General features: G+C 68.3%; 14 protein-coding genes. All 14 read left to right on the top strand.

Annotation, left to right across the window (positions count from 1 at the left end; translation table 11 throughout):
• Nucleotides 1-496 precede the first annotated feature (496 nt).
• The 14 genes from ABZX86_RS24280 to ABZX86_RS24215 all read left to right on the top strand — a co-directional run bounded on the left by ABZX86_RS24280 (nt 497) and on the right by ABZX86_RS24215 (nt 14,189).
• Nucleotides 497-1,759 (top strand): hypothetical protein, encoded by a 1,263-nt coding sequence (locus tag ABZX86_RS24280; RefSeq protein ID WP_355126964.1) that lies wholly within the window; start codon nt 497-499, stop codon nt 1,757-1,759.
• Between the two features lie 32 nt (nt 1,760-1,791).
• On the top strand, nt 1,792-2,487 hold the full coding sequence (locus ABZX86_RS24275) for a hypothetical protein (protein WP_355126963.1): 696 nt from the start codon (nt 1,792-1,794) through the stop codon (nt 2,485-2,487).
• On the top strand, nt 2,487-3,347 hold the full coding sequence (locus ABZX86_RS24270; RefSeq protein WP_355126962.1) for a hypothetical protein: 861 nt from the start codon (nt 2,487-2,489) through the stop codon (nt 3,345-3,347). The genes ABZX86_RS24275 and ABZX86_RS24270 overlap by 1 nt, the downstream gene beginning before the upstream one ends.
• Nucleotides 3,344-4,909, top strand: a complete 1,566-nt coding sequence (locus ABZX86_RS24265; protein ID WP_355126961.1) for a cutinase family protein — start codon at nt 3,344-3,346, stop codon at nt 4,907-4,909. The genes ABZX86_RS24270 and ABZX86_RS24265 overlap by 4 nt, the downstream gene beginning before the upstream one ends.
• Before the next feature lie 94 nt (nt 4,910-5,003).
• On the top strand, nt 5,004-5,732 hold the full coding sequence (locus ABZX86_RS24260) for a hypothetical protein (protein WP_355126960.1): 729 nt from the start codon (nt 5,004-5,006) through the stop codon (nt 5,730-5,732).
• Nucleotides 5,729-6,016: a hypothetical protein gene (locus ABZX86_RS24255; RefSeq protein WP_355126959.1), complete on the top strand. Its 288-nt coding sequence runs from the start codon at nt 5,729-5,731 to the stop codon at nt 6,014-6,016. The genes ABZX86_RS24260 and ABZX86_RS24255 overlap by 4 nt, the downstream gene beginning before the upstream one ends.
• 4 nt (nt 6,017-6,020) lie before the next feature.
• A complete protein-coding gene (locus tag ABZX86_RS24250) occupies nt 6,021-6,287 on the top strand; it encodes a hypothetical protein (protein ID WP_355126958.1) in 267 nt (88 codons plus the stop codon).
• Nucleotides 6,288-6,317: 30 nt separating this feature from the next.
• Nucleotides 6,318-6,938 (top strand): hypothetical protein, encoded by a 621-nt coding sequence (locus tag ABZX86_RS24245; protein ID WP_355126957.1) that lies wholly within the window; start codon nt 6,318-6,320, stop codon nt 6,936-6,938.
• Nucleotides 6,935-7,780 carry a hypothetical protein gene (locus ABZX86_RS24240; protein ID WP_355126956.1) on the top strand — a complete coding sequence of 282 codons (846 nt, stop codon included), beginning with the start codon at nt 6,935-6,937 and terminating at the stop codon, nt 7,778-7,780. The genes ABZX86_RS24245 and ABZX86_RS24240 overlap by 4 nt, the downstream gene beginning before the upstream one ends.
• Nucleotides 7,774-9,306, top strand: coding sequence for a hypothetical protein (locus tag ABZX86_RS24235; protein WP_355126955.1), 1,533 nt, complete (start codon nt 7,774-7,776; stop codon nt 9,304-9,306). Before ABZX86_RS24240 ends, ABZX86_RS24235 begins: the two co-directional genes overlap by 7 nt.
• Nucleotides 9,303-10,781, top strand: coding sequence for an SCO6880 family protein (locus ABZX86_RS24230; RefSeq protein ID WP_355126954.1), 1,479 nt, complete (start codon nt 9,303-9,305; stop codon nt 10,779-10,781). Before ABZX86_RS24235 ends, ABZX86_RS24230 begins: the two co-directional genes overlap by 4 nt.
• Nucleotides 10,778-12,643, top strand: coding sequence for a hypothetical protein (locus ABZX86_RS24225; RefSeq protein WP_355126953.1), 1,866 nt, complete (start codon nt 10,778-10,780; stop codon nt 12,641-12,643). Before ABZX86_RS24230 ends, ABZX86_RS24225 begins: the two co-directional genes overlap by 4 nt.
• The gene (locus tag ABZX86_RS24220) at nt 12,640-12,957 is read left to right on the top strand and encodes a hypothetical protein (protein ID WP_355126952.1); all 318 of its coding nucleotides are present in this window, start codon (nt 12,640-12,642) and stop codon (nt 12,955-12,957) included. The genes ABZX86_RS24225 and ABZX86_RS24220 overlap by 4 nt, the downstream gene beginning before the upstream one ends.
• Nucleotides 12,954-14,189, top strand: coding sequence for a M23 family metallopeptidase (locus ABZX86_RS24215; RefSeq protein WP_355126951.1), 1,236 nt, complete (start codon nt 12,954-12,956; stop codon nt 14,187-14,189). Before ABZX86_RS24220 ends, ABZX86_RS24215 begins: the two co-directional genes overlap by 4 nt.
• Nucleotides 14,190-14,191 lie beyond the last annotated feature (2 nt).

Here is a 14,191-nt window from a genome sequence, read left to right as displayed (position 1 = left end):
AGCTCGCATTCCTTCATTTCGATCCCCCCGTACCGGGTGTATTCGGTGCGCGCGTCGGGATCTTCCTGCCACCTACCCCAAAGGGGGTCCCTGTCATGTCTATTCACGCACCCCAGATTCGTAGCAATCCCACAGTCACCCGGCCCGTCCTCGTGCGGGTACGGGGGTTGTGGCGGTCCCGTCCGGCCCGGCCAACCTCGGGGCCAGGTGCCGGCGGGACCGCCACACGACAAGGGCGGGTGCGTGTGGATTCCCCATTTGCGTTGGCGTGCAGGGTCTTTACCCTCGCCGCCACCGATACGCGGGCGCAGCTGCACGCGGCATATTGCCGCGCGCAGCTGCGCCACGCTCAATGTGCTGTACCACCAACACCCCCGGTCCCGGCCCGTATGGACATGTCCACGGTGCCGGTGTTCGGCGGTGTCGTCGGCCCCCGAAATTGGGGACCCTCCAAGCATTTCGCCCAGGTCACCCGCTGCATCGAAGGGACACAACAATGAGCATCTCGCGCAAGCACAAGACCCTGATCGCCCTGGGCACCTGGCCCGCCCTCCTGGCCGTGGCCACCGGCGTCGCCGCCGCGAACCCCGGCCAGCCCGGCATGGTCTCACCCGGGACCGGGCAACCGGGCATGAGCACCGTGCCCTCGCCTCCGGCCGCGGTGGTGCAGACTCCGCCGCCGGCGAGCATGGCCGACTGGGCTCCGGATCCGGAAACCGTTCTGCCCGTGCCGAACCGCCCGCGCCCGCAACAGCAAGTAGCCCCGCAGCAGCAGGTCGCACCCCAGCCCCAGCAGCAGGTCGTGCCGCAGCGCAGCGCCCCGCAGCAGGTCGCCCCGCGCCAGCAGTGGGTGGCCCCGCAAACCACGGACGAGGAAACCGACACCGTCGCCGATACCCCGGCCGATCCGGTGCCGCCGATCCCCGCGGCCGATCCACACACCTTGCGCCTGGGCACCACCCTCGTCGCTTTGCCGGACGGGGTCGATCAGCGCACGCACGACAAAGCGCAGGCCTACACCGACCTGGCCGAATGGAACCTGGCGGCGGTCGGTGACTCACTCGGGTTGCCGCGCAACGATTCCGACCGCATGGCCGCCGCCGCGATCGGAGGCGGAGTGATCGGCGCTCCCGCCGGTGCCCTCCTCGCGGCCCCGGTCGGGGCGGGTGTGGGTTGCGGTGTCGGCGCCGCAGTCGGCGCGGTCGCAGGCGCGTTGATCGGCGGAATCCCGACCGCCGGTGCGCTGGCGTTGCCCGGTGCGGGCATCGGCGCAGCGATCGGGTGCGGTGTCGGCGGTGTGGGCGGCGGTGCCAGTGCCGCGGCCGCCGGAGGCCTGGCCGGTGGATTGGCCGGTGCCGGAACCGGCGCGGTGATCGGCGGCGCAGACCGAGACGTGGCCCTGCCCAACGACATTCCGCCCCTGGTCGATGCCCCCGCATCTGCCCCGGCACCGGATCCGGCTCCCGCGCCGGTCGATGCTCCTGCCCCGGATCCGGCCCCCGTGGCGGATGCGGCCTCGGCCCCGGTCGCGGACCCGATGCCGGTACCGGATGTCGCACCGGTGGTTCAGCAGGTCGCCGAGCAGGTCGACACCACCGTGACGCAGGTGACCGCGGATAACCCGGCCCTCGAGGACACCGCAAATTCCTTGCGTGACGCGGTCGCGGCGCTCCCGCCGGTCTCTCCGGACCAGCTCGGCGCGTTGGCGGCACCGATCAATGACGCGCTCGCTGCCGTGCAGGCCGCAGTCGGTAACTGACCTCGAATCACGTGCTGGAAGGGGTGAAAACCATGACGACAACCCAAAGCTGGCGAAGCTGGTTACCCGACCAGCCCGACACCGACAGCGAACTTTCCGAGCTGGACGAGCAGCCGGGCGAGGTCTTCGTCGATACCGACGATCCGATAAGTGAGATCGCCGCAGACATGCGCCGACGCTCCGACCTCGCTGCCACCCGCAGGAAGATGGTGCGGGCCGGAATCGGCGCCGCGGCAGCCTTGGCGCTGGTGGGCGGGGGAGTAGTGATGCTGACCGGGCACAGCGGCTCCCCGGCTGCCGCGCCTGCACCGAAACCCGCGGCCGCGACCAAGACGGCGGCCCCGTGGTGCGCCGAAACCCACAGTCCTACTCTGGTTGTCGGCAACGGTCAGGGTAAAGCCCCCGGAACCCCGGGTGTCACCGGCCCGGATCTGATCCTGTTCCAGCAGTACCAGTGGTACGTCGCCCGCAACGCTGATGCCGCACGCACTGTTCTGTCCGCTGACGCGGTCGCGGCCGATCCCGACCAGGCACGTGCTGCGGTCGCGGCGGTCCCGGCCCATACCCAGCACTGCGTGTCGATCACGACCCTGGCGCCGGACCGGTTCGACGTGCAGATCGAGGAACGCCGACCGGACGGGACCGCTCCGCGCTGGCAGCAGACGGTGACCACTGGTCAGCAGGACGGGCACACCGTCATTACCGCGATCACCGCTGGGGGGCAGTGATGTTGCGCATCAATTTCCTCGATCCGGTCCTGGGCGAACATGACGCCGGGACGTTCAATACGGCCGCACCCGCCGGTGCTCCGACAGATCTCTTGCCGGCGGGTGCGGGACCGAAAAATCTGATCCGCGTACAGGTTCCGTCCATGCTGGTCCTGGGTTCCGGGGGTGGAGTCGGGGTCACCACCACCGCCCTGGGCCTGGCCAGCGCGGCCGCGACCGGGCAGGACATCCCCGACATGGTCGCGGTCGACGCCACCGCGTGGGGCGGAGATCTCGGGCGGCGCGGCTGCGACGCCCAGGTCAGCGTCTCCACCGTGCAATCGTGGCTGACCACGCCGCAACCGGGATTGCGCTCGGCGGTCGCTGCGTGCTCCGGACGTACTTCCACCGGTGTGCACGTGATGACCCGCACCGCGGACCCGCTGCCCGGTGGGGACACCTTCGTGTCGGTGCATCGTCACCTCGAAGATGCCCGGATCACACCGGTATTCGACGGTGGCGGGCACGTCGGCTCGGCCCTAATCGCTCCTCTGATCGCTGATCCGCGTATCGGCCTGGCGGTCGTGGTGGCCGCTCGTGCGGACTCGCTCAATTCCCTCAACCACACCCTGGGTGTGTTGGTGGATCGGCATGGGGAGTGGCTGATCCAGCGCACGGTGATCGTGGTCTGCCACCAGATTCCCGGCGGGTTCGGTGCCGGCGCGGTCGAACACGTCCGCACCCACCTCTCCAAATGGGTCCGCGACGTGGTCGATGTCCCCTACGACCGTCATCTGGCGGCTGGTGGGGCTCTGATCTGGGAGCGCCTGGACGACGCCACCCGCGATGCATACCGGCTCGTTCTGGGAGGATTGCTATGAGTACCAACATTTTCCGATACCCCGCCGCGGCCGCGGCCGCGCTGCTGTTGACCGGGTTCGCTACTGCGGTCGCGGCCGCCGATCAGGACAGCGGTGGCTGCCCGGCGGTGTACGCCCTGGGTGTGCAGGGCACCGGCGAATCCTCACCCGATGCCGCTCCGACCACCGACACCGGCATGCTCAGCACGGTTTTCACCCCGTTCATGGCAGCTGCCCAAACCGCCGGTGTCAGCGTCGATCGCGCCTACATCCCCTATGACGCGTCCTTCGGCGGAATGGGCCCGTCCACCGCGACCACGAACTACGAGACCAGCGTGAACGATGGGCTGACCGCGCTGACGGACAAGGTCACTCAGATCACTGCCTCGTGCCCGTCGTCCTATGTGGCGTTGACCGGGTATTCGCAAGGCGCGCATGTGGTCTCGATGCTGGCGCAAAAGATCGGCGCCGGTAGCGGGCCGATTCCGGCGGCGAAGATCGCGGGGGTGGCGCTGTTCGGTGACCCGACCCGCAACCGCTCCGCCTCGGTGTTTCCCGGTGCCCCGGATCGCACCACTCCGGAGCCGGTGCCCGGTACCTCCGGCGGCGCAGTCGGTTCGGTCGCCGCGGTGACCGATATGTCGGCCCAAGGCGGTGGCATCGGCCCGCAACGCGATATCGCGGTGAGCTTCGGTGATCTCACCGGCCGGGTCGCGTCCTTCTGCTCCCCAGGAGATCTGAGCTGCGACGCCCCAGACAATGCCGCGTTGTTGCGGACGGTCGCCAATGTCGCCGGGCAGGTCGAGATCGGCAACGACCCCATCAAGTCCCTGCAGAGCATCACCCAAGCGCTCGGCCTGACCGCGATCAAGGCCGCTACCAACGTGGTCAACAACAACATCACCGGCACGTCCCTCGCCAGTTTGAGTTTGAACTCGAACAAGTCGATCTCCGCGTCGCTGGCTGAAGCGTCGGATCCGCGGACCGAAGTCGATCCGACCGACGTCCTCAAAGCCGTTCTCAAGGTCGGCACGATCGCGATCAACGCGATTTCCACGGTGGTCAAGACGGTGCTGACTCCGTCGAGTATCGCCGAGATAGCGACCGCGGGCCTGGCCAATCCTGTGGCGGGCCTGGCCGTTCTGGGCACCAAGCTGCTCTCGGCAGTGCCGGAGCTCATTCCCCCCGCGACCGCGTCCCGGCTGATTCAGTCGACCTTCACCGAAGTGGTCAACGACGTCAAAGACAACACCGACCTGCTGGACGTCGGCACCTGGACCAAGTACTCCGACGTGCTGCTGCGGCACGGCTCCTACCAGCACGATTCGATCTCCGGAGATGGAAAATCGGCCACCGACTGGACCGGCGAATGGTTCGCCGCCGCAGCCAGAGACGTCGCCGGCCTGGGCCCGGCGGCCGCGGCCAAGTCCGCGCCTACGTCCGGCAGTTCCAGCGCGGCCACCACTTCCGGCGGTTCCGGTGCACCGACCACGTCCTCGGTGGTGCCGAGCGTGACGCTCGCTCCGACTCCGGGACCGTCCGATTCCAGTGCTGGTGGGGCCACCACCGGCGAGAGCAATTGAGCATCCGATGCCCAAACACTCATGCCTAGGCGGTGGGACCGATGTTGGTAGTGCACAACGAGATCGGTCACCGAACACGCAACCCGGTGCGGTCATGACCGTCACCCTCGAGCAGACCCCGCCCCCGCTGCCGGTGCCGCGCGGTAAGACCCGCACCCGTAGCTCTGCCCGGCGCGCGGAAGCCGCCCAGCTCAGCAGCGTACGCAAGCACTGCCTCGCGTTCGCCGCGCTGCCGCCGGAACCGGAGAAGCGAATCGGGGTGTGGCACAAGCCCGTCACCCACGACGAACGCCACGCGCCGTTGCTGTGGCTACTGGGTGCACACGGCGGCGCCGGAGTCAGCACCCTGGCCCGCCAGCTCGCCCCCGCGGCCGATTGCGCCCGCATGTGGCCAGCGGTCCTGGGGGACGAGTCCCCGTTCGTGCTGGTCGTCGCCCGCGAAACCATCGAAGGCCTCACCCGGGCACACGACGTGTTGCGTCAATACCACTGTGGCCAGGCTGGTCCCGGCCGGGCGATCCTGCTGGGTTTGGTCACCGTGGCCGCCCAACCCGGGCGGGTTCCGGCGCCGATTCGCCGGTACAAGGGCGTCATCGCCGATCTCGTGCCCGCGGGCGCGATGTTCCGCCTCGGCTGGCACAGCAGCTGGCCGTTGACTTCGATCCGGGACCTGCCGGTATGGCAGCCCGGCGAGGAAGCACCCGCCAAAGGGCGTGACCCCTTGGCCGGAGTGCGCGAGCTCGGAGATTCCCTGCTCGCCACCGTCACCGCCCTGATCGGCGGCCCTGCGTCGAAAGCGAAACCCTCAGGAGCGCACTCATGATCACCCACCTGTCCCTGGAAGCAGTCCTAGCCGTCGAGAACCTCAACCCGCAAGCCCCTCCCGGATCCAACGGATTGCTGCTGCTGGGCAACTACCTCAAGTGGCTGGCCTACCTGGTCGGGCTGCTCGGAATCGTCTACGGCGGCGCGAAATTCGCGGTCGAGAAGTGGAACGGCGGGGTGTGCGAATCCCCGAAGATCGTCGCCGCGTCCCTGATCGGCGGGGCCGTCGTCGCCGCATCCGGGGCCCTGATGACCCAGATCATCAACGCCGCAGGCAGCTGACGTCATGACCGCGCTGCAGGCGGAAGACCACAAGGACTTGCCGGACGGGGTGTCCGTGCCGTTGATGCGGCTTCTGGACTACGGGCTGTGGTTCGCCGAACTGATCTGCCTGTTCTGGCTGATCCTGGCCGGCTGCAAGTACTTCGCGATGCGCCACTCCACGGTCGAAACCTACGCCGAAGCCCATAACGCGGTCATACGGAGCTTGGTTGCCGCGGTGCTTGCCAACGCCAGCATGACCATCGCCATCGAAGTACTGCAAGCGCGGTAAAGCACCGACACGACGAACAAGGGGATTGTGATGCGCAAACTCGTTCTCCTAGCCGCCACTGCGGTGATCACCACCGCCGTAGCAGGCTGCGGTAGCGCCACCCACCACGAGGCGGCACCGACCCCACCACCGGATCCGGGCCGGGCGCCGGCGCAGGTGCAGTGGAAGTCCTGGCAAGGCGTGCAGCTGCCCTACAGCAGCGTGGACGGACCGGCCACGGTCTCCGGTGCCGCGACCGGGTATTCACACAGCCCCCAAGGTGCGGCGATTGCCGCGATCCAGGATTCGCTGCGCACCAGCCTGTCCCCGGATTCGCTCTGGTCGCAGGTCGCAGCGAAATCGTTGGTCACCGGGCCCGGCAAAGACGCGTTCGTCCTCGCACGTGCCCAGTTCTCCATCACCGGGCCCGCCGATCCGAGGATCGCCCCGGCCGTTGTCGGCTACCACTTCACCACCTACACCCCGGGCCGCGCCGAAATCGCGCTCTACACACGGTTTCCCGACAAGTCGCTGGCCGCCTACCACCACGTGATGACCTGGACCGGCGGTGACTGGCGACTGGTCCTTCCGGATCCGGGCGCGAAAACCCCGGTGATGGAATCCATTGCGACGCTCCCGAGCGGCACCGTCCGATTCGAGGCCACCCGATGAGCGAGCAGCAGCCCACCCCACAAGCCCCACAGCGTAGTTCGGCCACGCTGATCCTGGCCGTCGTCGTGATCGCCCTCGTGGTGATCGGCGCGGTCACCGTCGCACTGACGCACCGCGACAACACACACGAGAGCGCGCTGGCTACCTCGACGCCCGCAGCGGCTCCTGCGCCAGGGGAGGAGCAGACCGGGTTCGCGGCGCCCGATGTGGACGCGTTCGGCCGAAGGGTCGACATCCCGAACAACAAGTACGGGCAAACCCTGGCGCAGACCTCCGGGCCGCGGCAGCCGGGAGATCCGTTGTGGCTCACCGCCGCCCCGACCCTGCCCGAACAGGGCGGATGGCAACGCGTGTTCGCGGTGTCGGTGCCGTTCTCGACCTCGGACGGGCCGACCGCGATCAACGACGGCATCCCAACCGGGTACTCCCACACCCCGCAAGGCGCGGCCCTCGCGGCGGTATTTACGACCTGGGAGGCGTATGCGCGTCCCGGCGACTGGACATTGCACGAACGAATGGAAGTGATGACCGACGCCGACCACGCCGAATTCAACCGGCTCAAGGCTGCAGGCAAGGTCCCCGACCTGGCCCCCGCCTCCCAAACCCGGTGGTTGGTCGCTCCCGACGCCTTCCACATCGAATCCTGGTCCAGCGCAGGGGGTCTGTGCGTGCTGCGCCTGGCCACCAAGGCTGATCCGGCCACCTCCGGTGGGGGACAGCGGTGGCTGGCCTCCCAAGTAGTGATGGCGTGGGACGGGTCCAACTGGCGGCTGCGCTTGGCTGCGGACCGGGAGCTTCCCAAGAGCTTCATCAGCTCGCTGGCGGGGTGGACGACATGGTGAGCCTAGGTAGCCGCCGTCGTGGGCGGGCGATTGTGCTCGCAATGCTGGTGGCCATGCTGGCGGTGCTGGGCCCTGCCGCGAGCGCGGCCGCCGATCCTGACCCCAGCGGCGGCGGCACCTACGGATTCAATTCCGCGTGCGAGCAGCTACAGCAGGGCCTGGGCGGCTTCGGGATTCCCGGCGTACCCAGCCTCGGCGACGTAACCGGCACCGGATGCAAGTTACTCAATGCCGGCACCCACCCCGGGGACGCCGTCACGGCCATTGCAGACAAAGCGTGGGACACCTCGTTCGGCAAGGTCGTGAACTCTCTGCTGACCGGTCTGGGTGAGGCGCTGGTCATTTCGCTGACGTGGTGGACGAAGATCCCCACCTCGAATGTCGTCTCGCAGAGCGATTTGTTCGGCGAGATCAGGGCGTACACGTTCCAGCTGCAGATTCTGTGTTTGGCCGGGTCGATGATCATGTGCGCGATCCGCCTGGCCATGGCCCACCGCAGCGGCGCGGCCGCCGAAGCGACCGAGACCTTCCGGGTCCTGGCTCGCTCGGTGTTCGCCTCCGCGATCTTCTCCACCGTGCTGGTGCTCGGCACGCAGGCCGGAGATGCGTTCTCCGACTGGGTGATCAACGCCGCGACCAACAATGACGCGAAGGGCACCCTCGAAGCGATCGTGCAAACCCAGGTCTTTACCGCGCTGAGCCCCGGCCTGGTGTTCGTGATCGTGCTCATCGGCATGATCGGCGCCCTCGCTCAAGCGGTGTTCGCGGTCGTGCGGGAAGCGCTGCTGGTGGTCGTGGTCGGGATCTTGCCCTTGGCGGCCGCGAGCTCCGGAACTCATACCGGCAAAGGGTTTTACGAGAAACTCACCGCCTGGAGTCTCGCGTTCGTGCTCTACAAGCCGATCGCGGCGCTGGTGTACATGGTCGCGTTCAAAATGGCCGGGACCGGGGGCACGAAGGCCGCCGCTGACGGCGTACCCACCTCCGATGATGCGCAGCGGGCACTGGTCGGGGTCGTGTTGCTGTGCAGCGCCGCCCTCGTGCTACCCGCGGTAATGCGCCTGGTCTCGCCCCTGACCTCGATGGGTGGTGGCATCTCCGGTGCCTTGATCGGTGCCGGAGCGGTCACGTCCGCCGCGAATTGGGCGGTCGGCGGCGCCGGCGCGACCGGTGCCGCGCCCTCCTCCTCCGGCAATATCGGCGGCCCCTCCCGAGGTGGCGGGGGATGCGGTGGTGGCGGGGTGCCGCCGACCGGTGCAGGCAAGGGCGGTGGTGGCGGGGGCGGGAGGTCCGGGGGCGGTGGCTCCTCGGGCGCGAAAGGCGCTGCCAGAGCGGCAGGTGCGGCCAAAGCCGGGGGACCGGCGGCCGCTGGGGTTGCCGCGGCGGGCGGTCCGGCCGGTGCGATTGCCGCCGGTGCGGTCAAGGCAGTCGGATCGGCGCATCGGGCCATTGATTCGATGGTCGGTGCGGCGGCCGGACCGGTGGCTCGCCCGTCCGGGGCCGGTAGTGCGGCGGTGCCGCGATGAGCACCGAGCAGGTCGAACGCACCTACGGGCAGTGGACCCGTCCCCGTAAGGAAGGCATGTGGGGCATGGGCTGGGCGGTCAGCGTGGCCGCGTTCGCGGCGGTGGTGATCGCGCTGCTGGTGGTGATGTTGGTCGGGCTGATGCCCGCCGCGGTGGTGCTTCTGATCGAAATCATCGTGCTGGCCCCGATGGCACACAGCCGTGGTGGTCGCACCGGATACGAACGGGGACTACTTATGATCGGCTGGTTCCGCACCTGGCTGCGGCGCGAAAACATTTACCTCTCCGGTGTTTTCAGCCGCCTGGGCGTCTGCAAACTGCCCGGCCTGATGGCCTCCTCGAAACTCTACGAGGGCATCGACTCGGCCGGTTACCGGTTCGGCATGACCCACATGCCCGCCCACAACCTCTACACCGTCCTCATCCGCTGCTGGCCCCAAGGAGCACGCGCGGTCGATCAGGACACCATCGACCAATGGGTGGCCTCCTGGAGCCAAGTTTTGGCCACGCTGGGTGAAAAGCCTGATGTGGAAGCGATTTACGCGGTGGTCGATTCGGTGCCCGAGACCGGGAACCGCCTGGCCACCGAGGTCAACCGGCTCACCCGCGACAACGCACCCGCTCCGGCGCGCACGATGATGGCCCAACTGGCACAAACACTTCCGAGCGAGTCGGTGCGTATGGAAGCGTGGCTGTCGGTCAGCTTCCACGCCACCACCCCCGCCCGCCGCAAAGACCCCGCCGAGCAAGCCGAGGAAGTCGGCCGAAGGTTGCCTCTGATCGTGGCGGCCCTGTCCGACGCCGGGGTGCGAGCACGCCCGATGACGGGGGAGGAGGCCATCGCGCTGCTGCGGCGCGCGTGGGATCCGGCCGCCGAAGCCGACCTCGAGGAAGCGGCCGAAGCCGGGGAATCGCACGGGTTGACCTGGAACGATGCCGGACCGATTCACCACGATGAGCGGCTGGGCAAGTTGGTGCACGACGGGGTCGTCTCGATCACCTGGGAAATGGAACTCCCGCCCGCCGGTGTGGTCCGCGAACGTGTCCTGCAACGGCTGCTGGCCCCCAATGACCAGCTCACCCGCAAACGGGTCGCGATCGTCTACCGTCCACATTCCTCCGGCGATGCCGCGGAAATCGTCGACGGCGACTACAAAGACGCCCTGGTCGCCGAGCAAACCCAGCGCGGTGTCGGCTCCGCGACCGCGACCATGCGCCGCCAGTCCACCGAGCAGGCCCGCCGCGAGCAGGCCGAAGGGCACGGGGTGACCCGGTTCGCGGCGCTGATCACCGTGACCGAACCCGCCGGTGCGGATGATCCTGCGCTGGAAGCGATCACCAAGGATCTGTCCTCGCAAGCACGGCTGAAGATCCGCCGCTGCTACCGGTACCAGGCCGCCGCCTTCGCCGCCTGCCTCGGCGCCGGGGTGCTGCTACCTCAGATGGCCTCCCTACCCAAGGTCGTGAAGGAATGACCCCCCGCCTACGCCGGGGCACCACCGGGAAACCGGCGAAGAAACCCACCCCGGCCAGAACAAAGACCTCCGGCAAGATTTCTCCCCGGGACACCGCACACACCGCGAAAAAGGCGACAGTCCAGTCCGATTCCAGTGCGAAGGGGTCGAAGGGTGGGTTCGGTACCCGGGTGCTGACCGACGCGCAGCGCGCCACCTGCGAAACACGGGCGGCGAACGGGAATCTGCTCTCGGCGGGGTGGGCGCGGGTGCAGTTGCGCACCGACGACAACCGGCGCTTGGCCGCCGGACGGCGTGCCGCCGACCCGAACACCGCCGTAAAGAAGAGCGGAAAGAAAAGGGCCGCAGTGCGCGTCACCCCGACCGGCGTGCCCGGCCCCGGCGGCGGCGTCTCGCGCTCGGTCGCCGCACCACCGGAATACCGGGCCACCACCGCGCAGGTCGCGGGCCTGTGGCCCTGGTGTGTAGGCGCGGGCGCCCCGGTCATCGGCACCCCCTTGGGTCGGCACCTCGACACCGGCGAAGTGGTGTGCTTCGACCCGATCAACTGGTTCCGCCGCGGCGGGTTCATCACCGCCCCGAGCCTGTTCGTGCTGGGCCTCAATGGATTCGGCAAATCCTCCCTCGTGCGCCGCATCGTCCTGGGCGGCATCGCCCAAGGCGTCACACCCCTTGTCCTGGCGGACGTCAAACCCGACTACCGCGAAACCATCGCGATGTGTGGCGGGCAGGTCATCGACCTGGGCTACGGGCACGGCACGATCAACCCCCTCGACGCCGGCGTGATGGGCACCGCGATCGACCGCTTGGAGGCGGGCGGATTCGCCTTGGAAGCGCAGAACTTGCGGTCGGAATTGCGTGCGCGGCAAACCAATCTGATTGGTGGCCTGGTCGAACTCGTTCGCGGAGAACGCTTGCACGACTTCGAAGACACCCTCATCTCCACCGGCCTGAAACTGCTGCTCACCCCCGAATCCGAAGGCGGACAGGGCTTCACTACCGCGGCCCCGCCGCTGCTGGAAGATCTGGCGGCGGTCATCGCGACCGGTAACCCGGATCTGTGGCTGGACGCGGCCGCGCGCACCGACGAGCACTACCAGGACGCGATCATCCCGCTACGGCGCAGCCTGCGCGCCTTGACCGAAGGTCCGTTCGGCTCTGTTTTCAACGGGCACACCACCACCCCGATCGACATGGACTCGGTCGGTGTCTGCATCGACGTCTCCCATATCCCCAAGGGCGACAAGCGACTCAAGGCCGCCGCGATGCTCACCTGCTGGAGTGCCGGCTTCGCCTCCATCGAAGCCCTCAACCTGCTCGCCGAGGTCGGACTGGAACCGCAACGCTACTTCCAGGTCGTCATGGACGAGCTGTGGCAAGTCTTGGGCCTGGGCGATTTCATGATTTCGCGCGTGGACGAGCTCACGCGCCTGCAGCGCTCCCTGGCCACCAGCCTGATCATGATCAGCCACTCCATCCGCGACCTGCAAGCCCTCGGCGCGGCCGCCGATCGCGCCGTCGGATTCCTCGAACGCGCCCGCGCCAAAATCCTCGGCGCACTCCCTGCCGATGAGCTCGCAGCCCTGGACGGCGTCGTGAAACTCACCGCCGCTGAGGCGTCCATGGTGACTAGTTGGTCAGCCCCGCAAGCCCTCACCGGTGAACCCGTGCGCCCGGGTGCGGCCGCGCCGCTCGCGTCGGGTGTCGGCAAGTTCCTGCTCAAGGTCTCCGAGGACCGCCGTCCCGGCATCCCCTTCTTGATGGAGCTCACCGAGGTGGAGATCGAGAGCGGGATCCACGAGACCTCCCAGCGGTTCAGCCACTTCGGCGACGCCGAAGCCGACGAAAGGGTCGCCTCATGAGCGCACCACAGCGCCGGTACGGGCCGGTCGACGAACGCGTGCGCCGCGCCGCCGTCGAACGCGTCCGGCAACTCTCCCCAGCCGGAATGTCCCGGACCGCGGCCGCGAAAGTCGTTGCCGCCGATATCGGCCGCCACTTCAACACGATTCTTTTGTGGGTCTCGGCTGATGACGGGCCGCCCACCGGGCGCAGCGTGCCTCGCCTCGAAGCGACCGTCGCACGGTTGCGGCGGGAGCTGGCCTCCTCCCAGCAGCTCAATCAGGACCTGTCCGACGCCCTGCACGATTCCTTCGAGGACCGGCCCCGGTCATGAAGATCGTCGCCGCCATCGCCGCGCTGTGGATCACCGCAGCGGCGCTGCTGGTGGTGTTCCTGCTCGATGACGATTCCTCGTGCAGCCCAGGCGGACCCGCCCCTGCCGGGCCGGTGCCGGCGGGGTCGAAGGTGTATCCGGTCGCGCAAGGGGTGTTCACGATCACCGACGGATTCGGTGCCCGCGGTGGTGCGCACAAGGGCACCGATTACGCAGCGCCCGAAGGCACCCCGATCTACGCGGCCATGGACGGTGTCGTGGCCGAATCGGGCCCGGCGTCCGGTTTCGGCGACTGGATCGTGATCGACCACAACATCGACGGCGCGACCTGGTCCACCGTCTACGGGCACATGTACGAGCAAGACCTCCTCGTCCACGCGGGCGACCATGTCAGCGCCGGACAGCTGATCTCCCGGGTCGGCACCAACGGCGAATCTTCCGGCCCCCACCTGCATTTCGAGGTCTGGACTGCCGGAGGGCGCTTGCACGGTGGCACACCGATCGACTCGGTGCCCTGGCTGGAAGGCGCAGTCAACCCCGGCGGCCCACCCGCTCCCGGGACTACCACTGCCGCACCCGGCCCCACCGTCGATCCTGCCGGAGTGGCCGTTCCCGGCGCGCCGACACCCACGGCCGCCCCAGCACCGACCACCACCAGCAGCAGTTCGGGGTGCACTACTGCGGGCGGCGGCGGGGTCGACAACCTCGAACCGGGCAAGGTGCCACCGGAATTCGAGCCCTGGTACCGGCGCGCGGGGACGATATGCCCGCAGATCTCCTCCAGCCTGCTGGCGGCGCAAGGCCGCCAGGAAGGCGGATTCAGCCCCGAAGGCGGCGCGAACACCGCTGCCCTGAGTTCCACCGGCGCGCAAGGGCCTTCGCAGTTCGAGCCGGGGACCTGGTTGACCTGGGGTGCCCCGGTCGATGATCAGGGCAACTCGATCGGGCCGGTTGGCACCGGCGATATCCACAAACCCAGCGACGCGATCATGGCCCAAGGCCACTACATGTGCCATATCGCGGCCGCGGTGGACGGATGGATCGCCGAAGGCAAAGTCACCGCCCCCGCTGACCGGCGCGAACTCTATTTGGCCGGCTACAACGCCGGAGAGGGTGCCGTCCTGAGTTCTGGCGGATTCCCCACGGGCTCAAACGATTACGTCGTCCAGACCCGCCCGTATGTCGACAACATCCTGGCGATGGAACCCCAATACGCGCGAGTTCTGAGCTGAGA

Origin of the sequence: Nocardia sp. NPDC006630 (assembly GCF_040611495.1) — a bacterium.
In the GTDB taxonomy this organism is placed as follows: Bacteria; Actinomycetota; Actinomycetes; order Mycobacteriales; family Mycobacteriaceae; genus Nocardia.
The sequence above is the reverse complement of the archived record's forward strand: the minus strand, read 5'-3'. Positions and strand labels throughout refer to the sequence as shown.